At 66.6% G+C, this 21,990-nt stretch carries 18 protein-coding genes and 2 pseudogenes; 14 read left to right on the top strand and 6 right to left on the bottom strand.

The features are described 5' to 3' along the window. Nucleotides 1-140: 140 nt before the first annotated feature. Nucleotides 141-1,016: an alpha/beta fold hydrolase gene (locus ACUCV0_RS10025; protein ID WP_482212580.1), complete on the bottom strand. Its 876-nt coding sequence runs from the start codon at nt 1,014-1,016 to the stop codon at nt 141-143. A gap of 228 nt (nt 1,017-1,244) precedes the next feature. On the opposite strand from ACUCV0_RS10025, the gene ACUCV0_RS10020 reads away from it, so the two are divergent. Further along, the gene (locus tag ACUCV0_RS10020) at nt 1,245-2,588 is read left to right on the top strand and encodes an MFS transporter (RefSeq protein ID WP_482212579.1); all 1,344 of its coding nucleotides are present in this window, start codon (nt 1,245-1,247) and stop codon (nt 2,586-2,588) included. A gap of 74 nt (nt 2,589-2,662) precedes the next feature. On the opposite strand, the gene ACUCV0_RS10015 is transcribed toward ACUCV0_RS10020, so the two are convergent. The 3 genes and pseudogenes from ACUCV0_RS10015 to ACUCV0_RS10005 all read right to left on the bottom strand — a co-directional run. After that, nucleotides 2,663-3,892: a cyclic di-GMP phosphodiesterase gene (locus ACUCV0_RS10015; protein ID WP_323149111.1), complete on the bottom strand. Its 1,230-nt coding sequence runs from the start codon at nt 3,890-3,892 to the stop codon at nt 2,663-2,665. A 353-nt stretch (nt 3,893-4,245) separates the two neighbouring features. Further along, nucleotides 4,246-5,037 (bottom strand): methyl-accepting chemotaxis protein, encoded by a 792-nt coding sequence (locus ACUCV0_RS10010; RefSeq protein ID WP_423815230.1) that lies wholly within the window; start codon nt 5,035-5,037, stop codon nt 4,246-4,248. 66 nt (nt 5,038-5,103) lie between these two features. Beyond that, a pseudogene (locus ACUCV0_RS10005) lies at nt 5,104-5,874 on the bottom strand (MCP four helix bundle domain-containing protein); the annotation flags it as partial. A gap of 276 nt (nt 5,875-6,150) precedes the next feature. Here ACUCV0_RS10005 and ACUCV0_RS10000 point away from each other — a divergent pair. From ACUCV0_RS10000 to ACUCV0_RS09945, 12 genes and pseudogenes are all read left to right on the top strand, one after another. Then, a complete protein-coding gene (locus ACUCV0_RS10000) occupies nt 6,151-7,152 on the top strand; it encodes a substrate-binding domain-containing protein (RefSeq protein ID WP_482212578.1) in 1,002 nt (333 codons plus the stop codon). Beyond that, the gene (locus tag ACUCV0_RS09995; RefSeq protein ID WP_482212577.1) at nt 7,149-8,162 is read left to right on the top strand and encodes an ABC transporter substrate-binding protein; all 1,014 of its coding nucleotides are present in this window, start codon (nt 7,149-7,151) and stop codon (nt 8,160-8,162) included. Before ACUCV0_RS10000 ends, ACUCV0_RS09995 begins: the two co-directional genes overlap by 4 nt. Before the next feature lies 1 nt (nt 8,163). Further along, nucleotides 8,164-9,021 carry an ABC transporter permease gene (locus ACUCV0_RS09990; protein ID WP_482212576.1) on the top strand — a complete coding sequence of 286 codons (858 nt, stop codon included), beginning with the start codon at nt 8,164-8,166 and terminating at the stop codon, nt 9,019-9,021. Further along, nucleotides 9,018-9,812: an ABC transporter permease gene (locus tag ACUCV0_RS09985; protein WP_482212575.1), complete on the top strand. Its 795-nt coding sequence runs from the start codon at nt 9,018-9,020 to the stop codon at nt 9,810-9,812. The genes ACUCV0_RS09990 and ACUCV0_RS09985 overlap by 4 nt, the downstream gene beginning before the upstream one ends. Continuing rightward, nucleotides 9,809-10,839 (top strand): annotated as a pseudogene (locus tag ACUCV0_RS09980) (ABC transporter ATP-binding protein). Before ACUCV0_RS09985 ends, ACUCV0_RS09980 begins: the two are co-directional and overlap by 4 nt. Nucleotides 10,840-10,851: 12 nt before the next feature. Beyond that, nucleotides 10,852-11,679, top strand: coding sequence for a phosphodiesterase (locus ACUCV0_RS09975; RefSeq protein ID WP_482212574.1), 828 nt, complete (start codon nt 10,852-10,854; stop codon nt 11,677-11,679). Nucleotides 11,680-11,863: 184 nt separating this feature from the next. Continuing rightward, nucleotides 11,864-12,550, top strand: coding sequence for a GntR family transcriptional regulator (locus ACUCV0_RS09970; protein ID WP_059315128.1), 687 nt, complete (start codon nt 11,864-11,866; stop codon nt 12,548-12,550). Between the two features lie 40 nt (nt 12,551-12,590). Further along, the gene (locus ACUCV0_RS09965) at nt 12,591-13,397 is read left to right on the top strand and encodes an ABC transporter substrate-binding protein (RefSeq protein ID WP_271655080.1); all 807 of its coding nucleotides are present in this window, start codon (nt 12,591-12,593) and stop codon (nt 13,395-13,397) included. A gap of 12 nt (nt 13,398-13,409) precedes the next feature. Beyond that, on the top strand, nt 13,410-14,177 hold the full coding sequence (locus ACUCV0_RS09960) for an amino acid ABC transporter permease (RefSeq protein ID WP_059315130.1): 768 nt from the start codon (nt 13,410-13,412) through the stop codon (nt 14,175-14,177). A 2-nt stretch (nt 14,178-14,179) separates the two neighbouring features. Beyond that, entirely contained in the window at nt 14,180-14,956 is a 777-nt protein-coding gene (locus ACUCV0_RS09955; RefSeq protein ID WP_482212573.1) for an amino acid ABC transporter ATP-binding protein, read from the top strand. A 13-nt stretch (nt 14,957-14,969) separates the two neighbouring features. Further along, nucleotides 14,970-16,058: a polyamine ABC transporter substrate-binding protein gene (locus ACUCV0_RS09950; protein ID WP_482212572.1), complete on the top strand. Its 1,089-nt coding sequence runs from the start codon at nt 14,970-14,972 to the stop codon at nt 16,056-16,058. A 16-nt stretch (nt 16,059-16,074) separates the two neighbouring features. Beyond that, a complete protein-coding gene (locus ACUCV0_RS09945) occupies nt 16,075-17,691 on the top strand; it encodes a gamma-glutamyltransferase family protein (protein ID WP_482212571.1) in 1,617 nt (538 codons plus the stop codon). 41 nt (nt 17,692-17,732) lie between these two features. On the opposite strand, the gene ACUCV0_RS09940 is transcribed toward ACUCV0_RS09945, so the two are convergent. Both ACUCV0_RS09940 and ACUCV0_RS09935 read right to left on the bottom strand, forming a co-directional pair. Further along, entirely contained in the window at nt 17,733-19,934 is a 2,202-nt protein-coding gene (locus ACUCV0_RS09940; RefSeq protein ID WP_482212570.1) for an OsmC domain/YcaO domain-containing protein, read from the bottom strand. 109 nt (nt 19,935-20,043) lie between these two features. Next, nucleotides 20,044-20,922 (bottom strand): LysR family transcriptional regulator, encoded by an 879-nt coding sequence (locus tag ACUCV0_RS09935; protein ID WP_482212569.1) that lies wholly within the window; start codon nt 20,920-20,922, stop codon nt 20,044-20,046. Between the two features lie 105 nt (nt 20,923-21,027). On the opposite strand from ACUCV0_RS09935, the gene ACUCV0_RS09930 reads away from it, so the two are divergent. Continuing rightward, the gene (locus ACUCV0_RS09930; protein WP_482212568.1) at nt 21,028-21,891 is read left to right on the top strand and encodes an SDR family oxidoreductase; all 864 of its coding nucleotides are present in this window, start codon (nt 21,028-21,030) and stop codon (nt 21,889-21,891) included. Nucleotides 21,892-21,990: the final 99 nt, after the last annotated feature.

The raw sequence follows: 21,990 nt of genomic DNA, 5'->3' as shown, positions 1-21,990 counted from the left end.
GTCGATTGCTGTCATTAGCTATTTCCGGTTTTGGTATTTCCCGAATGTCGCAACAATTTCGGGAACCGACACTGGCTGCAGCCTTATCCGCCCGCTCAACTATTGCCAATTTCCTTCCTGCCACGTCGCTCAGCTTTGGCTTAACGCCCATACACCCGCTTGGCAAAACCGGCGATGGCGGACGCCATCGCCTTGGGCTGCTCAGGCGCCATGGCATGGCCCGCATTGGCAATGACCTGGTGTTCGACTCGCGCCCCCAACAGGCCTTTGAGGATATTCGGGATGACCACGGCGTCATGCTCACCTTGCAGGTCGAGGATGGGCACCTGGTTTCCGGCGGACCAGTAGCTGTCCACCGGCGTATGGTCGCGGGCATAGCCCTCGGCGTCATGGGTCTGTCCATACCAGCCGGTCAGCCAGGGGCGCGGATCATTGCCCGGCGCGAAGAACGCCTGCTGGAGATAGATCAGCCGCTGCGCCTCGGGCAGGGCGTAGTTGCCGGAGCCATTGATCGCCTCCTTGAGCCGGCCATAGGGCTTTTCCTTGGAATCCGGCGGCAGCTTGCCAATCGAGGCGGCGGCCAGAACGATGCCCTTGACCAGATCCGGGCGATCCACCGCCAGTACCCGCGCGGGTTGGCTGCCCCAGGCGTGACCCACCACCACCGCCGGGCCGCTTTTCACCTCGTCGAGCACCTGGGCCACGTCGGCGGCGAAGTCGTGGAGCGTCAGCTCGGCCATGGGCGCCTTGCTGCCATTGACGCCCCGCGGCTCAGGGCGCAGGACCCGATAGCCATCGGCGGCAAGTTGTGCGGCGACCTCGTCGTAATCATGGGCACCCCGGCCAAGGGACGGCAGGATGACGATGACCTTGCCCTCACCCTGATCGAGGACCTGGATGCTGATATCGCCCTTCACGCTCTGAAAGCTTCGTACGGGTTCCGCCGCAAGGGCCGCCAGGCTGAGGGTCAGGGCGCCGAGGGTGAGGCAGCCGGTGGTGAAACGCTGTTTGATCATTGCACCTGTTCCTTGTTGTTTTCGGACGTCACGCAGCAGGCGTGATCCCCGAACGTGATGCAAAGCCTCACGCGGAACAAATGCTTTATCCGGATGGATTTCCATAGTGTTCCGGCATGGACAGGCACATGCCGAAACGCTATGAGGAGCCATGTCGAAAAGGTTTTGGCGGGCGAACGGAGGGCCGCCCTAAGCTGGCGCGACTCCTACAAGAACAAGGTCCGCCCTATGCCAACTCCATCCGTCCACGAGGCGCCAGGCCTCGACCCGATCGTGCAGCGAGCCTGCCGCAAGGCCGCCTTGCGCCTGGTGCCGCTGCTGGCCCTCGCCTACTTCTTCAACTACCTCGACCGCACCAATGTCGGCTTCGCCTCCCTGACCATGAATGACGATCTGGGGCTCACCGCCGCCCAGTTCGGCTTTGCCGCCGGGATCTTCTACCTTGGCTATTGCCTGTTCGAGGTGCCCAGCAACCTGGCGCTCTATCGCTTCGGCGCCCGGCGCTGGTTGGCGCGGATCATGATCACCTGGGGGCTGTGCGCGGCGGCCACGGCCCTTGCCCAGGGTCCGACGAGCTATGCGGTGATTCGCCTCCTGGCCGGCATCGCCGAGGCAGGCTTCTTTCCCGGCGTGATCTTCTTTCTGTCGCTATGGTTTCCGGTGCAGTACCGCACCCGGGTGATGGCCTGGTTTCTCTTCGCCATTCCGCTGTCCTCGGTGCTGGGTGGCCCCCTGTCCGCCGCCATGCTCCAGCTGGACGGCCTCTGGGGCTACGCCGGCTGGCAATGGCTGCTGGTGCTGCAAGGGCTGCCGGCCTGCTTCCTGGGCGTGCTCTGCCTGAAGATGCTGGCCGATCAGCCCGCCCAGGCTGCCTGGCTCAGCGCGGAAGAACGCCAGGCCCTGCAAGGCGCGCTGGACGCCGAACAGGCCAGCAAGGGCACCCACAGCTTTCGGCAGTCACTCAAGGACGGCCGCGTCTGGCTGCTGGCGGCCATCCTCTTCAGCTACATCATCGGCATCCTGGGCATCGGCGTCTGGCTGCCGCAGATCCTCAAGAGCCATCACCTCACCACCCTGCAGATCGGCTGGATCTCCGCGGTGCCCTACATCATCGCCAGCGGTGCCATGCTGATCTGGGCGCGGATCCTGGCCGGTAAGCGGCGCTACATCCTGCACCTCGCCCTCACCTGCGGCGCTGGCGCGGCGGGCTTTCTGTTTTCGGTGGTGTTCAACGAACTGCTACCGGCCCTGATCGGACTCACCGTCGCGCTGATCGGCCTGTGCTCGGTGCGCACCTGCTTCTACAGCATCCCCGCGACCTTTCTCAGCAGACAGGCCGCGGCGGGCGGCATCGCCTTCATCAACGCCACCGGCAGCCTGGGTGGCCTGGTCGGCCCCTACGCCGTGGGCTGGCTCAAGGATGCCACCGGCTCCTTCACCGCTGGCCTGCTGGGCATGGGCTGCATGCTGTGCCTGGCCACGGCGCTGACCGGCGCGCTGGGTCTGGTAGCGCGCCGTGACCGGATCAGAAGCACGGCCATCGATTCCGCCCCTGCGCCCACCGCCGCGTGAGGAAAGCCGGATGGCGCCGAACCTAGCCCCGCCCAGAGCGCGAAGAGTGCGACTCCTACGCGCTCGTTGCCCACTCAGGTCGGCACCACCAGGCCCTTGTCCCGGTAGCTGTCGATGTCGATCCCGTAGGCACCGGAGGGCTTTACCGAGCGGACAATGATCAGACGATCAGCGGCATCCCGCGGATTGCGCGCCAGATCGAGCACCTGTTCCGGCCGTGGCTGCTTGTCGGCGTCAAGGACGAGCAGGACCCGCGGCTTGAGTTTGCTGCCGGCTTCGAAGCCGATGATGATCCCGACCTCCCCGGTGCTCAGTTCGACGATTTCGCCGGGTGGGTAGACGCCAATCAACTGGATGAAGGCGAGGACGACCGTTTCGTCGAATTGCGTGCCCTTGGCTTCGAAGAGAATACGCAGGGCTTCCAGGCTCGACCGCCCTTCGCTGTAGGCCCTGTCACTGGTGATGGCATCGTAGGCATCCACCACGGCGATGATCTTGGCCTTGAAGGGGATGCGCTGCGCCGGGAGCTTTCGGGGATAGCCCAGGCCATCCATGCGCTCATGGTGGGTATAGGCGACATCGACGGCCGCGGGCGGCACCTCGCGGTTGGCCATCAGCAGCTGCCAGCCGTAGGTGGTATGGGCTTGCATGATGAGGAATTCCTCATCGGTCAAGCGACCCGGCTTGTTGAGGATCTCGTCGGGAACCTTGATCTTGCCAACGTCGTGCAGTATGCCGCACATGCCCAGCTCTTCGAGCTCCAGCGGCAACATGCCCAGTTCCTTGCCCAGGGCGATGGCATAGAGGGCTACGCGCAGGCAATGCTCCGCCGTGTATTCGTCACGGTGTTTGATGCGCGCCAACCAGAGGCTGGCTGCCGGGTGCTTCAGGACACTCTCGACGCACTCGCCGATCGCCTGGCGCACTTCGCCGACATCGAGCTCCTTGCCGAACCTGACGGCATCCAGCATCCGCCTCGACACCGCCTGGGCTTCGCGCCACATCGGCTCGGCGACATTGACCGCCTCCCGATAGTCGATGGCATAGGTTTTCGCCTGGGCACCTACCGCCTGGGCACCTGCCGCCTGGGCGGTCGAGAGCGGGGTCAGCGACCTGTTCTGACGCCGATCAACCCAGACGAACTCGCAGGTTTCCTGCAGGGTGCGGATGTCCTGCACGCTCTGGATGGGAAATCCCTGGAACAGAAAGGGCGTGCCTTCCCATGGGCGATCCAGTTCGCAGACGTACATGCCCAGTTGCAGCTGGGTGACAGGTACTCTGATGCTGTATTGGGGCAGCGCCATGGTTTCTCTACGAGAGCGTCGGGTGCGGATCTAATAGGTATTACAATAACCATTGATACCAAAAAGCCATCATCTATGGAAGTGAGCGGACGGCTTGAGCCGATGAGCCGGCAGAAATGAGTCTCCAGAGGCATATCATCGGATAGCCGCAGGCCAGGATGACGCACTGCTACCTAGGGTGGAGCCGGCATCTCTCACCTCCGGTACCCACCGTGATGCCCGGGCAAGCCGCTTCATGGCCTACCTCCCGCGCGGAACAGCAGCGCGCTTCACGCAGTACGGCCACTCCCCCCAGGCCGGGGATGCCCTCTTACGCGGTCAGGCGCGCAGCCCAGCTGCGCGCCCGTCCCCACTCATGCCAACTTAAAACGGCGCACCAGGGTCTGCAGCTCCCCGGCCAGTTCGGACAGTTGCTCGCTGGCGCCCACGGTTTCCCGGTTGCCGTCGCTGGTCTGCACCGACAGGTCGCGGATGCTGATGAGGTTGCGGTCGACCTCGCGGGAGACGTGAGCCTGCTCTTCGGAAGCGGTGGCGATCTGCAGGTTGCGCTCGTCGATCAGGCGCACGGCCTGGAGGATGTCGTTCAGCGCCCGGCCGGCTTCCTGGGCCACCTCGTAGGTGGCCTGGGCCTGGTTGGTGCTGAGCTGCATGGAGTCCACGGCTTCCGCGGAGCCCTTCTGGATTGCCTGGATCATCTGCTCGATCTCGCGGGTCGAGGTCTGGGTACGGTGCGCCAGGGCGCGGACCTCATCGGCGACGACGGCGAAGCCACGGCCCTGCTCGCCGGCCCGCGCCGCCTCGATGGCCGCGTTGAGCGCCAGCAGGTTGGTCTGCTCGGCAATGGAGCCGATCACGCTCAGCACCTGGCTGATGTCCTGTGCTTGCCCGGCCAGGCCTTCGACCTGCACCGACGTCGACTGCACCTGCTGGGTGAGGCGCTGCATGGCGTCGAGTGCCTGGCCGACCTTGGCATTGCCGTTTTCTGCGGCCGCACTGGAATCCCGCGCGGCCTGGGAGGTGGAGGAGGCGTTGCGCGCCACCTCTTCGACCGCAGCGCTCATCTCGGTGACCGCGGTGGCGGCCTGGTCGATCTCGGCGTTCTGGCTGGACAGCGCACGGCTGGCCTGGTCGGTGACGGCGTTCATGGTGCGGGCGGTTTCGCTCAGGCGCCCGGAGGATCGGGAGATGCCGTGCAGGGTATCCTTGAGGTTGTCCTGCATCTGCGCCAGGGCGCGCATGAGGCCAGCGGCCTCGTCCGCACCGCTCGGATCGATCTTGCCGGTGAGCTCGCCCTTGGCGATGGCGTTGGCCACGGCCAGGGAATCCCCGATGGGTTGGGCCAGGCTGCGCGTCAGGCGCCAGGCCAGCAGCAGCGTCACCACGACCGCCAGCAGCATGATGCCGACGGTGATGCGCACACTGTGCTCATAGATGCCCAACGCGGCCTGGCTGGCCTGGCGGGCGCCTTCGCTGTTGAATTCGCGCAGTGCGGTCAGTCGTTCCTGATAGCCCTCCGCGCGCAGGCGCTGGTCACCGTTGGCCAGCTTGAGCGCCTCGTTGCGGTCGGTACCGACCAAGGCGACGACGTGTTCCAGCCCTTCCAGATAGGCCTTCATCTGCAGCGCTGCCTGCTCGAAGTTGGTCCGCTCTTCAGGGGTCGAAACCAGGTGCTCCCGGTAGTAGGCCGTGCGGGCGTTCATCACGTCGCGATTCAGCTGGATCTGCCGGGTCGCGATGGCCATGGCCGCGCTGTCTTCGCTGGCCAGCAGGCGGATGCTTTCCAGGCGGGTATGCAGCAGCGCGACCTGGATGTCGTCGGTGGTCTGGACGCTCGCCAGCCATTCGGCCTCCATCGCCTGTTCGGTCGCCCGCAAGGCATTGAGCTGGAACAGGGCGAACACCCCGAGCAGCATCACGAACAGGGTGACCGCACCAAAGCAGAGGGCGGCGCGGGGGGCAATGCGTAGCGAGCGAAGGTTCAAGACGGGCTCCTTGAGATCAGCGAAAGGCGATCCTCTAACGCCCTAAGATCGACTGACTATTTCCTTTCTTTAGCGCGATTTTTATTTATGCGCTGATTAAATCTGACTATCTGACTGACTATTCTGGTCGTGGCTTGATCCTGACCGAAACAAGGCGTCTGGTCCCCGCACACCGTTGTTGTTCTTGGCGTCGAAACTTCATCTGCCTGTCATCGAAACGACATTCGTAGCCCTCACTGTCTGCCCTCGATGAGATCGATCTCAAACGAGGCAGGCATGACCGATCTGAAACAGGTAGCGCAGCAGGCAGGCGTCTCCCGGGCCACCGCGGCGCGGGCCTTCGCCACGCCCGAACAGGTGCGCGAGAGCACCCGGCAGCGTGTGCTGGATGCTGCGCGTAGCCTCAATTTCCGGCCCAACCTGCTGGGTCGCCAGCTGCGCCAGCAGAGCACCCGGCTGATCGGCGTGGTGGTACCCAGCCTGCTCAACCCGGTGTTCGCCGAGCAGCTGCAGGCCATGGAGCGCACCGCCCGTAGCCAGGGCTACTCCCTGGTGATCGCCACCACCGATTATCAGCCCGAGCGCGAGGCGGCGGTGGTGGAAGAACTCTTGCGCCAGCGTGTCGCCGGCCTGGTGCTGACGGTGGCCGATGCCGACCGCAGCCAGGTGCTGGCCGAGCTGAGCCGGGAGCAGACGCCCTTCATCCTCGCCTACCACGAGCCCCAGCGCCCCTATGCAGCGGTGGCGGTGGACAACTGCCAGGGCATGGCCATGGCCACCGAGCACCTGCTCGCCCTGGGTCATCAACGGATCGCCCTGGTCTCGGGGCCGGCTCAGCAATCGGATCGCAGCGAGCGGCGCTTCACCGGCTATTGCCAGGCAATGGACGCCGCCGCCCTGCCCCTGCTGCCGCGCCTGGAGCTGGCCAGCCATACCGATGCCGACTGGGCGGAGCTGGCCCCACTGCTGGAGCGTCATGCTCCGACCGCCCTGCTCTGCACCAACGACCTGCTGGCCATCAGCGTCATCGCCGAGCTGCAGCGGCATGGGCTATCCGTCCCCAACGACCTCTCGGTGGTGGGCTTCGATGGCATCGCCATGGGCGCCCGCCTGGAACCCAGCCTGTGCAGTGTCATGCAGCCGCTGCAGAGCCTGGGCGCCGTGCTCGTCACCGAATTGCTGGCGCTGATCGCTGGCAGCCCCATCCACCAGCAGTGCCTGCCCTGCCTCGTCCGTCCCGGCACCAGTGCCGGTCCCTTGAAGGAGCCTTGCCGATGAAATCCCGATTCCCCTTGCGTCGTCTCCTGGCCGGTGTGGCCCTGGCCTGCGGTCTGGCCAGCGCCCAGGCCGCCGAAACCGCCATCTGCTACAACTGCCCGCTGGAATGGGCCGACTGGGGTGCCCAGCTCAAGGCCATCGCCGCCGATACCGGCATCCAGGTGCCCCAGGACAACAAGAACTCCGGCCAGTCCCTGGCCCAGCTGGTGGCCGAACACGACGCACCCGTGGCCGACGTCGTCTACTACGGGGTGACCTTTGGCATCCAGGCCGACAAGGCCGGGGTGTTGCAGCCCTATCAGCCCAGGCACTGGGACCAGGTCCCCACTGGCCTCAAGGATCCCAAGGGCCAGTGGACCGCCATTCACTCCGGCACCCTCGGTTTCATGGTCAACACCCAGGCCCTGGGCGGCAAGCCGGTACCCCAGCGCTGGAGCGATCTGCTCAAGCCCGAGTACCGCGGCCTGGTCGGCTACCTGGATCCCTCCAGCGCCTTCGTCGGCTACGTCACCGCCGTGGCGGTGAACCAGGCCCTGGGCGGCACGCTCGACGACTTCGGCCCGGCGCTGGGCTTCTTCAAGAAGCTGGCGGCCAACGATCCCATCGTGCCCAAGCAGACCGCCTATGCGCGCCTGCTGTCCGGTGAGATCCCGATCCTGGTGGACTACGACTTCAACGCCTATCGCGCCCGCTACAAGGACAACGCCCCGGTGGCCTTCGTCATTCCCCAGGAAGGCAGCCTGACGGTGCCCTACACCATGAGCCTGGTGAAGGGCGCGCCGCACCGCGCCAACGGCGAGAAGGTGCTGGACTATGTGCTGTCGGACAAGGGCCAGGCGCTCTGGGCCCAGGCCTATCTGCGCCCGGTGCGGGACGTGCCGCTGCCGGACGAGGTCCAGGCGCGCTTCCTGCCCGCTGCCGACTATGCCCGCGCCGGCACCGTGGACTATGGCCACATGGCAGCGGTCCAGGAAGCCTTCGCCAGGCGCTACCAGGCCGAGGTGCGCTGAGATGCAGGGCCTCGCCGTCTCCCTCGGGCGCCCCCGGGCGCCGCGTCGGCTACCCTGGCCGGCGCTCGTCGCCCTGGCACCGGCGAGCGCCTTTCTGCTGGCGTTCTGGCTGCTGCCGCTGGCGCAGCTGCTGGTGCTCGGCGCCCGCCCGGACGCCGCCGGCAGCTCCGGCTACTGGCAGGTCCTGACCAGCGCCGGCTATCTGTCCGGGCTCGCCCAGACGGTGGCCCTGGCCGCCGTCACCACCCTGGCCACTCTGGTGGTGGCCGGCATCGCCGGCTGCTTCCTGGCACGCCATGCCTTCGTCGGGCGCAGCCTGCTGGTGGCGCTGCTGACCTTTCCGCTGGCCTTTCCCGGCGTGGTGGTGGGCTTTTTGATCATCCTCCTGGGCGGCCGCCAGGGCCTGTTCGCCAGCCTTGGGCGCGGCCTGTTCAATGAACCCTGGGTATTCGCCTATTCGCTGTTCGGGCTGTTTCTCGGCTATCTCTATTTTTCCATCCCACGGGTGATCCTCACGGTGATGGCAGCCTGCGAAACCCTCGACACCAGCCTGGAAGAAGCGGCCCGCTCCCTGGGCGCCGGGCTCTTCGCCGTGGTGCGCGATGTGCTGATCCCCGGCCTGACCCCAGCCCTGCTATCCAGCGGCGCGCTGTGCTTCGCCACCGCCATGGGCGCCTTCGGCACCGCCTTCACCCTCGGCACGCGGCTCTCGGTGACGCCCATCGCCATCTACGACACCTTCACCAACTTCGCCAACTTCGGCGTGGCGGCAGCGCTCTCGGTGGTGCTCGGCCTCGTCACCTGGCTGGTCCTGCTGCTGGCCCGGCGCTTCGGCGGCACCCAGGGAGACTTGCGATGAATCGTCCCCTGCGTTTCTGGCTGCAACTGCTGTTCACCCTGCTGGTGGCCGCCTTCCTATTGGTGCCCGTGCTGCTCTCGGTGCTGGCCGGCCTCACCCGCAACTACTTCCAGGGCCTCGCCAGTGGCCTGACCCTCGACTGGGTGATCCAGGTCTGGCAGGCCTATGCCCCCACCGTCTGGCTGTCGCTGCAACTGGCGCTGGGCACGGCGGCCCTCGCGGTCGTGCTCGGTGTCCCCGCGGCCTATGCCCTGGTACGGCTGGACAACCGCTTCGCCCGCGCCTTCGAGGAATTGCTGGTGCTGCCGGTGGCCATGCCCGGCTTCGCCTCGGCCCTGGCGCTGCTGCTGACCTACGGGCACCTTGGCGGCTTTCGCCGCAGCCCGGTGATCATCCTGGTCGGCCACCTGCTGTTCACCCTGCCCTTCCTGATCCGCCCGGTGATGGCGGTGCTCAGGCGCAGCCAATTGCCGCAGCTGGAAGAAGCCGCGGCCAGCCTGGGCGCCGGTCCCTGGCAGCGCTTCTTCGGCGTGGTGGTGCCCAATGGCCGCGCCGGCATCCTCGCCGGCAGCCTCATGGTGATCACCCTCTCGCTGGGCGAATTCAACCTCACCTGGATGCTGCACACGCCCCTGACCAAGACCCTGCCGGTGGGCCTGGCCGACAGCTACGCCTCGGCGCGGCTGGAGGTGGGCTCCGCCTACACCCTGATCTTCCTCTTGCTGATCGTGCCGCTGCTGGTCGCCCTCCAGGCCCTCAGCGCCCGCCTCTCCCGTGGAGCCCTGCGATGACCCAAGGTACCGCCGTTCGCCTGCGCCACTGCGCCAAGACCTTCGCCGGAGGCCGCCAGGTGCTGCAGCCCCTGGACCTCGACATCCACCCGGGCGAGACCCTGGTGTTCCTCGGTCCATCCGGCTGCGGCAAGACCACCACCCTGCGCCTGATCGCCGGTCTGGAGCAGCCCGATGCCGGTGGCCAGGTATTGTTCGACGACCGTGACGTCACCGCCCTGCCCATCGAGCGCCGCGACGTCGGCATGGTGTTCCAGAACTACGCCCTGTTCCCCAACCTGGACGTGGCCGGCAACATCGCCTACGGCCTGAAGATCCGTGGCCTGACGCGCGCCGATCGCGATGCCCGGGTCGCCGAATTGCTGGCCATGATGCAGCTGGAGGCCCTGGCCGACCGACGCATCCAGCAGCTGTCCGGCGGCCAGCGCCAGCGAGTGGCCCTGGCCCGCGCCCTGGCGCCACGGCCGCGGGTGCTCCTGTTCGACGAACCCCTGGCAGCCCTGGACGCCCAGTTGCGCGAGCAGCTGCGGGCCGACATCGGCGCCCTGTTGCGCGAGCTGGGTACCACGGCGGTCTATGTCACCCACGACCAGCAGGAGGCCCTGGCGCTGGGCGACCGCATCGTGGTGATGGGCGACGGGCGCATCGCCCAGATCGGCACGTCGGCGCAGATCTACCAACGCCCGGCCAATCGCTTCGTGGCCGGTTTCGTTGGCCAGCTCAATCGCTTCGAGGTGGCAGCCAGACGGGCAACGAGGTGGCCGTCGCGGGCGGTCGCCTGCCCTGGACCGGTTCGGCGAGCACCCTGTTCTGCCGCCCGGAACACCTGGAGCCCAGCCCGACGCCTGCGCACCTCGTCGGCATCCTGGTCGGCCAGTTCTTCCAGGGCGCCCATTCGCGGCTGCTGGTGGAAGTGGGCACCGGCCAGCCGCTGCTGGTCGACACCGCCCAGAACGTGCAGGCCCAGCCGGGCGACCTGCTGCACCTGAACGTGCGTCCCGACGCCCTCTTCACCCTGGCTTCCTGATCGGAGAATCTCATGCACGAACCCTTCCTCCTGGCCCAGCTCAGCGACCTGCACATCAAGGCCGGCGGTCGGCTGTCCTACGGCGTGGTCGATACCCTCGGCGCGCTGCGCATCGCGGTGAGCCACCTCAACGCCCTGCAGCCGCGCCCGGATGCCCTGGTCATCACCGGCGACCTGGTGGACTTCGGCACCCCCGAGGAATACGCCACCCTGCGTGAAGTACTGGCCGAACTGGTCATGCCCTTCTTCGTCATCCCCGGCAACCACGACGACCGCGCCGCCCTGCGCGCCGCCTTCGCCGACCACCGTTATCTACCGACCCTGGGCCCCCTGGACTGGCAGCAGGATTGCGGCCCGCTGCGGCTTATCGGCCTGGATACCCATATTCCCGGCGAGCACGGCGGTCGTCTCGATACCTCTCAGCTGGCCTGGCTCGACGACCAGCTCAGCCAGGCGCCCGCGCAGCCGACCCTGGTGCTCCTGCACCACCCGCCCTTCCCGGTCGGCATCGGCCATATGGATCGCATCGGCCTGGACGGCAGCGCCGAGCTGGAAGCCGTCATCCGCCGTCATCCCCAGGTGGAGCGGCTGCTTTGCGGGCATCTGCACCGGCTGATCCAGCGCCGCTTCGGCGGCACCCTGGCCTGCGTTTGCCCAGGCGTTTCGCACCAGGTCGAGCTGGATCTGCGCGAGGCGGCGCCGTCGCGCTTCCGCCTGGAGCCGCCAGGGCTGCTGCTGCATCGCTGGGCGGACGAGGCCCTGGTGACCCACCATCTGCCGCTGGGCAACTACCCGGGGCCCTACCCCTTCTTCGCCGCCGATGGCCAGTTGCTGGACTGACGCCAGCGGCCGCCCCGTTTCGGGTCCTCGGGTAGCAAAGGGCCCCAGCGGCGACCCAGAGCGGTGCAAAACGTAACGGCGGCCACCAGGCGCTCAGGCTCCCAACCCAGCACTGGCGCGCCTTGCCCTCCCTGGCATGGCCCTTGCTCTGGCAGATTGGATACAAAAATCCAGGAAGCCAGCCATGCCGCTCTCCGCCCTGTCCCGCTCCGCCGCCCTGAGCGCCGAAGAAGAGGCCTATCGCCACCTGCTGCAGGCCATCTGCGCCGGGCGCTATCGCAACGGCGAGCGCCTGATCGCCGAGGACATCGCCACCACCCTGGGCATGAGTCGCATGCCGGTGCGCAGCGCCTTCCAGCGCCTGGCCGCCGAGGGCCTGGTGATCCTCCGGCCACACCGCGGCGCGGTGGTCAGCGGGCTGGACCTGGACGACATGCGCGAGGTGTTCGAGATGCGTGGCGCCCTGGAAGGGCTGGCGATCCGCCTGGCCACGCCTCACGTCGGGCCGCGCGAGATGACCCGCCTGGAACGTTTGCTGGAAGACCTGGACGACGAGCAGGAACCCGGCGCCTGGGTCGCCCAGCACCGCGCCTTCCATGAATACCTGTGCAGCCTCGCTGGCCGGCCGCGGCTGCTGCGCCAGATCAACGGCCTCTATGCCCTGATCGAGCCGCACATGCAGCTCTGGCTGCACGCCGACCGCCCCCAGTCGGCGCGTGACGAACACGCGCCCATCCTTGCCGCCCTGCGCGCCGGAGACGCCGTCGAGGCCGAACGGGTACTGCGCGAGCACATCGAGGGCACGGTGCCCGATCTGCTGACCTTTATCGAACGATCGGGCGACCAGACCCGACCTGAGCCCCCGCGTTGAGCCATCCGCCCTGCCCACCCCCGTCCTTCCGGAGAAGACCATGACCCGCCACCGGCTTTCCTGCAGTCTGCTCGCCCTGACCCTCGTCGCCGGCTTCACCCAGGCCGCACCCCAGATCCCCGACCGCCTGGCCAAGGCGTCCAAGATCACCTATTGCGGCGCCCTCGATACCCCGCCGATCGGCTTCTTCGACGAAGCCCAGAAGCCCAAGGGCCTGACCGTCGACCTTGGCGCCGAGATCGCCAAGCGCCTTGGCGACAAGAAGGTCGACTGGCGCGTGGTGCCCTTCTCGGGGCTGATCCCGGCGCTGCTCGCCGGTCAGTGCGATGTGCTCATCGACCAGCTGTTCGACAAGCCCGAGCGCCGCCAGGTGATCGACATCGTCAACTACATGTATTCCAGCCAGGCAGTGGTGGTGCCCAGCGGCAACAAGGCCGGCATCCACACCCTGGACGACCTCGCCGGCAAGAAGGTGGCGGTGCTCAATGGCTCCACCATCCGCACCCTGCTCGACGCCCACAACGAAGAGCTGAAGAAGGCCGGCAAGGCGCCCATGAAGCTAGTGGCCTACAACAGCGACACCGACGCCTTCCAGGCCCTGCGCCTGGGCCAGACCGACGCCTACGGCACCACCGTGGAAACCGCCGCCTATTACCAGGGCGTGGCGCCCGGCCAGTTCGAGACCGGCGTGCCGGCCTTTGCCCGCATCCTCACCGGCGTCGGCGTGCGCAAGGACGACAGCCAGCTCAGCGCCGCCCTCACCCAGATCCTCGCCGACATGAGGGCCGACGGCAGCTACGCCGCGCTCATGGCGAAGTGGCACCTGGAAGGCGACAAGCTCGATTAAAGGATGGCCACGATGAACTTCAGCTGGGATGTGTTCTGGCAGTACCTGTTGCACCCGAGCGACGTCTACCTCTACGGCCTCTGGCTGACCTGCGTCATCGCCATTGGCGCCATGCTGCTGGGCTGCGCGCTCGGCCTGCTGGCGGCACTGGCCCGGCTGTCGCGCTATCGGGCGCTGCAATACCCGGTGCGCGGCTATGTGTGGCTGATGCGCGGCACGCCGCTGCTGGTGCAGATCGTCTTCCTCTACACGGCCCTGGCTGCCGGCGGCATCTTTCGCTTCGAAGACCTGGACCTGGGTTTCCTGGTGATCCCGGGCAACATCCAGGCCGCCATCATCGCCCTGGGTCTCAACGAGGGCGCCTACATGGCCGAGATCATCCGCGCCGGCATCGGCGCGGTGGATCGCGGCCAGTACGAGGCGGCGCGCTCCCTGGGCATGACGCCGGCCAAGCTGATGCGCCGCATCGTGCTGCCCCAGGCGCTCCGGGTGATCATTCCGCCGCTCGGCAACGAGTTCAACGTGATGCTCAAGAACACCACCCTGGTCAGCGTCATCGGGGTGCAGGAGCTGCTGCTCAGCACCCAGATGATCACCTCGGCGACCTTCCGCGTCTTCGAGCTGTACCTGGTGGTCGCCATCTACTTCCTGGTCCTCACGACCCTGTGGGGGCTCTTCCAGTCCTGGCTGGAGCGGCGCTTCGGCAAGGCCGATGGTCAACGACCCACCGCCACTGGCCGGCTGTTCAGCCTGCAGGGCTTCAAGCTACGGGGACGCTAGCCATGACGACCACGCAAGACGTTGTGATCCAGGCGCTGGAGGTACACAAGGCCTTCGGCGAGCTGGACATCCTCAAGGGCGTGACCCTGGAGGTGCGCCGTGGCGATGTGGTGGTGCTGATCGGCGCCTCCGGCTCGGGCAAGACCACCTTCATCCGCTGCCTCAATCAGCTGGAAGAGATCCAGGGCGGCACCATCCGCGTCAACGGCGAGCTGATGGGCTTTCGCGAACGTCCCGACGGCCGTCGGGTGCGGGATTCGGAGCGCAACATCGCCCGCCGCCGCCGCGACATCGGCATGGTGTTCCAGAGGTTCAACCTCTTCCCGCACATGACGGTGCTGGAAAACATCATCGAGGCGCCCATCCAGGTGCTGGGCGTGGCGCGGGCCGCCGCCGTGGAGCAGGCGCGCGCCCTGCTCGCCCGGGTGCGCCTGTCCGACAAGGCCGATCACTATCCGGCGCAACTCTCCGGCGGCCAGCAGCAGCGTGTCGCCATCGCCCGCGCCCTGGCGATGAAACCCCAGGCCATGCTGTTCGACGAACCCACCAGCGCCCTCGACCCGGAAACCGTCGGTGAGGTGCTGCAGGTGATGAAGGAGCTGGCCGAAGACGGCATGACCATGGTGGTAGTGACCCACGAGATGGGTTTCGCCCGCGAGGTGGCCGACCGCGTGGTGGTGTTGCACCAAGGCGAGCTGATCGAAGAAGGCCCGCCGGCCCAGGTGTTCGGCAATCCCACCCATCCACGCACCCGCGAATTCCTCAGCCGCGTGCTCTAGACCGGAGACCTTCATGACTGTTCGTCCGCTGCTGGCCGCCCTCGCCCTCTGCCTGACGCCCCTGGCTCAGGCCGCCGAGTCCGAGGTGCGCTTCTACAATTGGTCGGACTACATAGGTCCGGACACCCTCAAGCAGTTCACCGAGGCCAGCGGCGTCCAGGTGCGCTACGACGTCTTCGACACCAACGAGATGCTCGAAGCCAAGCTGCTGTCCGGCCACTCCGGCTATGACCTGGTGGTGCCGTCCAACCAGTTCCTCACCAAGCAGATCAAGGCGGGCGCCTACCAGCCGCTGGATCGCAGCCGGCTGCCTAACTGGCAGCACCTGGATCCACGGCTCATGCAGCGCCTGGAGGCGGCCGATCCCGGCAATCGCTACGCCGTGCCCTACCTCTGGGGCACCGTAGGCATTGGCTACAACGCCGCCAAGGTCCGCGCCGCCCTGGGCGACGGCGCACCGGTGGATTCCTGGGACCTGCTGTTCAAGCCGGAGAACCTGGCCAAGCTCAAGGGCTGCGGCGTGGCCCTGCTCGATGCGCCGCAAAAGGTCTTCGCCCAGACCCTGCACTACCTGGGCCTGGACCCCAACAGCCAGAAGCCCGAGGACTACCGCAAGGCTTCCGCGCTGCTACAGCAGCTCAAGCCGTCGGTGACCTATTTCAGCTCCAGCAAGTACATCACCGACCTGGCCAACGGCGACGTCTGCGTGGCCATGGGCTATTCGGGCGACGTCATGCAGGCTCAGAGCCGCGCCAGGGAAGCCGGCAAGACCAGCGACGTGCGCTACGTGATCCCCGGGGAAGGTGCCAATCTCTGGTTCGACATGCTGGCCATCCCCAAGGACGCCAAGAACTCCAAGGGCGCTCTGGCGCTGATCGACTACCTGCTGCGCCCCGAGGTGATCGCCCCGGTCAGCGACTATGTCGGCTACGCCAACCCCAACCGCGACGCCACTGCCCTGCTCGATGCCAAGGTGCGCGACAACCCGGGCATCTACCCGAGCGAGGCCATCGCCGAGCGCCTCTACGTCTCCGCCGATCTGCCGCCGCAGATTCAGCGGCTGATGACCCGCGAGTGGACCCGCATCAAGACCGGACAATGACCTCGAAGAGCCTGCCATGCTGAATTTCTCCGCCCACGACTACCCCTACGCCTCGCAACGCCAGAGCGTCTTCGCGCGCAATGGCATGGTCGCCACCTCCCAGCCGCTGGCCGCCGAAGCCGGCATCACCATGCTGCGCCAGGGCGGCAACGCCATCGACGCGGCCATCGCCACCGCCGCGGCCCTGACCGTGGTGGAACCTACCGGCAACGCCATTGGCGGCGACGCCTTCGCCCTGGTCTGGGTCAAGGACCAGCTGCACGGCCTGGACGCCAGCGGCCATGCCCCGGCCAGCCTCGACATCGCCACGGTCAAGGCCGCCGGCCACGAGCGCATGCCGGTGCACGGTTGGCTGCCGGTCACGGTGCCGGGCTGCCCCGCGGCCTGGGCCGAGCTGTCGCGCCGCTTCGGCAAGCTGCCCTTCGCCACCCTGTTCGAACCCGCCATCGCCCTGGCCCGGGACGGCTTCCCGGTGTCGCCGGTGGTCGCCCACCAGTGGCGTATCGCCCAGGCCGAGTACCAGGCCAGCCGGGACCAGGCGCCGGAGCTGGAAGCCTGGTTCGACACCTTCCTCATCGATGGCCAGGCGCCGGTCGCCGGCCAGCTATATCGTAACCCCGCCCAGGCACGCACCCTGGAGGAACTGGCACAGACCCGCTGCGAGAGCTTCTACCGGGGCGCCATCGCCAAGCGCCTGGCGGATCATGCCGCGGCCAGCGGCGGCCAGCTGAGCGCAGCGGACCTGGCCGGCTACCAGCCGCGCTGGGTGGAGCCGATCAAGGTCGACTACCGTGGCTATCAGGTATGGGAGATTCCGCCGAGTGGCCAGGGCCTGATCGCCCTCATGACCCTGAACATCCTCAAGGGTTACGACTTCGACCAGCGCGACAGCCAGCTCACCTGGCATCGTCAGCTGGAGGCCATGAAGAAGGCCTATGCCGACGGCCTGCACTACATCACCGATCCCGAGCACATGAGGGTCGCCGCCAGCGTCTTGCTGGACGACGCCTACGCCGACCGCCGCCGCGCGGAGATCACCGACCAGGCCCAGCCGCCGCTGCATGGCGATCCCCAGGCCAGCGGCACCGTCTACATCGCCACCGCCGATGGCGAGGGCAACATGGTGTCCTTCATCCAGAGCGCCTACCACGGCTTCGGCTCTGGCGTGGTACTGCCTGACAGCGGCATCGGCCTGCAGAATCGCGGTTCGGAATTCAGCCTGGATGCCGGGCACTCCAACGCCCTGGCGCCGGGCAAGCAGACCTTCCACACCATCATCCCGGGCTTCCTGAGCAAGGGTGACGTGCCCATTGGCCCCTTCGGCGTCATGGGTGGCTACATGCAGCCCCAGGGGCATGTGCAGATGGTGATGAACCTGGTGGACTTCGGCCTCAATCCCCAGGCGGCGTTGGACGCGCCGCGCTGGCAATGGCTGGGGGACATGAAGGTCGGCATCGAACAGGCCGCTTCGCGGGCTCTGGCCAGCGGCCTGGCGCGGCGCGGTCACCAGATCGAGATCGCCCACGACTCCACCGATTTCGGCCGCGGCCAGATCATCGTCCGAGATCCGGAAACCGGCGTGCTCTGCGGCGGCACCGAGCCGCGCGCGGATTCCCATATCGCGGTCTGCTGACCGCCAGGAAAGCCCCGCCCGGGTCCGGGCGGGGCTTTCCGTTAGAGCGTAATCCCAGCCGCCCTGGCCCGCGCCGCGTGCAGCTTGCGATAGCTGTCGATCAGCCGCAGGTGCTTGTCGAGGCCTTCCAGCTTGAGGCTGGTGGGCGTCAGGCCAGGGAAGCGTACCTCGCCCGAGACCGAACCCAGGGCGGCGTCCAGGCGCTCGTCGCCGAACATCCGGCGGAAATTGACTTCGAAGTCGGCCAGTTCCAGTTCGTCGTCCAGCTCGACTTCCAGCACCGCATTGATCGCCTGGTAGAACAGGCCGCGCTCCAGGGTGTTGTCGTTGAACTGCAGGAAGGTCTCCACCTCTTCCTTGGCCTCTTCGAACTGCTGCAGCGCCAGATGGATGAGCAGCTTGAGCTCCAGCACGGTCAGCTGGCCCCAGACGGTGTTCTCGTCGAACTCCACGCCGATCAGGGTGGCGATGCGGGTGTAGTCGTCCACCTGGGTATCGTCCAGGCGTTCGAGCAGGGATTCCAGGGCCGCATCGTCCAGCTGGTGCAGCGTGAGGATGTCTTCGCGCACCGCCAGCGCCTTGTTGGTGTTGTCCCAGATCAGGTCCTCGACCGGATAGATCTCCGAATAGCCCGGCACCAGGATGCGGCAGGCCGGCGCGCCCAGTTCCTCGTAAACCGCCATGTAGGCTTCCAGATCGCGCTCGGCGAGGATGCCGAACAGGGTTGCGGCCTCCTGGGCGGTGGAATCTTCGCCCTCGTGGGAGAAATCCCAGTCGACGAAGTCATGGTCGGCCTTGGCGCTGAAGAAGCGCCAGGAGACCAGGCCGCTGGAGTCGATGAAGTGCTCGACGAAGTTGTTCGGCTCCATCAGCGCCTGGCTCTCGAAGGTCGGCTGTGGCAGGTCGTTGAGACCCTCGAAGCTGCGGCCCTGCAACAGTTCGGTGAGGCTGCGCTCCAGGGCGATCTCCAGGCGTGGATGGGCGCCAAAGGAAGGGAACACCCCACCGGTGCGCGGATTCATCAGGGTCACGCACATCACCGGGAATTCGCCGCCCAGGGAGGCATCCTTGACCAGCACCGGAAAGCCCTGGGCCTCCAGGCCGCGGATGCCCTCGACGATGGCGGGATAGCGCGCCAGCACCGCCTCGGGCACGTCGGGCAACGCCAGTTCGCCTTCGAGGATCTCGCGCTTCACCGCCCGCTCGAAGATCTCCGACAGGCACTGCACCTGGGCTTCGGCCAGGGTGTTGCCCGCGCTCATGCCGTTGCTGAGGTAGAGGTTCTCGATCAGGTTCGAGGGGAAATACACCGCCTCGCCATCGGACTGACGTACGAAGGGCAGCGCGCAGATGCCGCGTGCCACATTGCCGGAATTGGTGTCGTGCAGGTGCGAGGCGCGCAGTTCGCCTTCCGGGTCATAGATCTTGCGGCAATGGCGATCCAGGATTTCCCGGGGCAGCGCATCCTTGGGGCCCGGCTGGAACCAGCGCTCGTCGGGGTGGTGGACGAAGGCCGCGTTGCCGATGTCCTCGCCCCAGTACTGGTCGTTGTAGAAGAAATTGCAGTTGAGGCGTTCGATGAATTCGCCCAGCGCCGAGGCCAGGGCCGCTTCCTTGGTCGCGCCCTTGCCGTTGGTGAAGCACAGCGCCGACTGCACATCGCGCAGGTGCAGCGACCAGACGTTGGGCACGATATTGCGCCAGGAAGCGATCTCCACCTTCATGCCCAGATTGGCGAGGATGCCCGAGAGCTTGGCGATGGTCTCTTCCAGCGGCCGGTCCTTGCCGGGAATATAGGTCTCGCTGCCGGTATCGCTGGGCAACAGCAGGGCCTGGGCATCGGCGTCCAAACTCTCCACCGCCTCGATGATGAAGTCCGGACCGGCCTGCACCGCCTTCTTTACCGTGCAGCGGTCGATGGATCTGAGGATGCCCTGGCGATCCTTGTCGGAGAGATCCGCGGGCAGCTCTACCTGGATCTTGAAGGTCTGCTTGTAGCGGTTCTCCGGGTCGACGATGTTGCTCTGCGCCAGGCGGATGTTGTCGGTGGGGATGTCGCGGGTCTGGCAGTAGAGCTTGACGAAATAGGCCGCGCAGAGCGCCGAGGACGCCAGGAAATAGTCGAAGGGCCCCGGGGCCGAGCCGTCACCCTTGTAGCGGATGGGCTGATCGGCGATCACCGAGAAGTCGTCGAACTTCGCCTCGAGCCTCAGGTTGTCGAGAAAATTGACCTTGATTTCCATGCACAGCTTTCCGGTTTGAAGACAGATTGGCAGCCATTATCCGGACAAAGGGGCGCGGGCGATATGCAGGCCGTCGTTCCGTGGACCACGGGGCAGGCGTCGTCAGTCGCTAGTCCAGCAAAAAGGTGCCGTCTGGATACCGTGCGCAGAGGAAGGCGACGAAGGCCTTCACCTTGGGGCTCTGCAGTCGTCGCGAGGTGTGCAGCACCCAGAGTTCGGTCTCACCGGCGAGGGTGCCCCAGCGCCTGAGCGCACCTTCGTCCAGCTGACGTTGCACCAGCGAGAGCGGCAATAGCGCCGCACCCGCCCCGGCCAGTACCGCCTCGCGGATGGTCAGCAGCGAAGTCAGCTGCAAGACCGGCTGGGGCAGGAAGCGCTCCCCGCCCTCCGTCAGCGTCCAGACCTCGCCCTCGCGCTGGCCGGGCATGACCACCGCAGGCAGAGGTGCAGGTTCGGCGCCGGACGCCAGAGGGCCTTCGAGGCCTGGCGCGGCGACCAGCACCCGGCGGTCCCGGGCGAAGCAGCGACCCACCAGGGTGCTGTCGGGCGCGGGGTTGATACGAATGGCCAGGTCGAAGTGTTCCTCCACCAGATCGGCCAGGCGATCCTCGGCCACCACCTCGATGAGGATCTCGGGGTACTGCCGCCGGAAATCCGCACTCAGCCGGCCCAGCGCCACCTGGGAAAACAGCAGCGGCGCCGCGATGCGCAGCCGCCCTCGGGGTACGGCCACGCCCTCCTGCACCGCGGCCACCGCCTCCTGAATCTCGCGCAGCGGCCCCAGGGTACGGGCCGCCAATTCAACCCCGGCAGGCGTCAGGACGAGGCTGCGCCCGCCGCGCTCGATCAGGCGTATCCCCAGCGCCTCTTCCAATTCGGCCAGCCGCCGCGACAGGCTGGCCTTGGGTCGGCCACTGGCACGACTGGCCTTGCCAATGCCGCCGTGAGTGGCGATGAGCTGAAAATCGGCCAGCAGGCTAAAGTCCATCAAGCTATCTCAATAATGGAACGGTATGTCCCTATCCTAGCGGCTATTGGCGAAACATGGGACGACTTAAGGTGGCTCCACCCTCACCCACCTGGAGTTATCGACATGACCATCCTCGTCATTGGCGCCACCGGCCGCGTAGGCCGCCACCTCGTCCACCAACTGGTACAGCGCCAGGCCAAGGTCCGGGTGCTGACACGCAATCCGGCCAACGCCGTTTTCCCCGCGGCGGTGGAAGTCATTCGCGGCGACCTGCTGGATCTCGATTCACTGCGCAGCGCCTTCGCTGGCGTTTCCACCCTCTTCCTGCTCAACGCCGTGACCGGCGACGAATTCACCCAGGCGCTCATCACCCTCAACATCGCCCGGGAAAGCGGGGTCAAGCGGATCGTCTATCTCTCGGTCTTTGGCGCTGACACCGCGGTCAACGTGCCGCACTTCGCCGTGAAGTTCGGCGGCGAGCGGATGCTGGACGCCATGGGTTTCAGTGCCACCGTCCTGCGGCCCACCTACTTCATCGACAACGAGGTCATGATCAAGGACATCATCCTGCAGCATGGGATCTATCCCATGCCCATCGGCAGCAAGGGCGTGGCCATGGTCGACGCCCGGGATATCGCCGAGGTCGCAGCCCTCGAACTCATTCGCCGCGATCAGGCGATCGACAAGCTGCCCAGCGAAACGATCAACCTGGTCGGCCCGGACAGCCTCACCGGCGCAGGCGCCGCGGCGATCTGGAGCGAACTATTGGGCCGCCCCATCCACTACGCCGGTGACGATCCGCGCGGCTTCGAGCAGAACATGGCGACCTTCATGCCGGCCTGGATGGCCTACGAAATGAGACTCATGGCCGAGCGCTATGTCAGCGACGGCATGCTGCCGCAACCTGGGGACCGTGAGCGGCTGGTGCAAATGCTCGGCCGTCCGCTGCATAGCTATCGCGACTTCGCCCAGGCGCTGATCGACTGACCGTGCGCCACCCCTGGAGCCTGGGCCGCCCGACGAATCCGACTTGCCAGCTTTACAATATACATTATATAAAACTGTATATTGAATAAGCCGGGCTTG

The sequence above is a fragment of the Pseudomonas sp. VMV1 genome (genome assembly GCF_056790235.1).
This window is presented reverse-complemented; position numbering and strand designations above follow the sequence as displayed.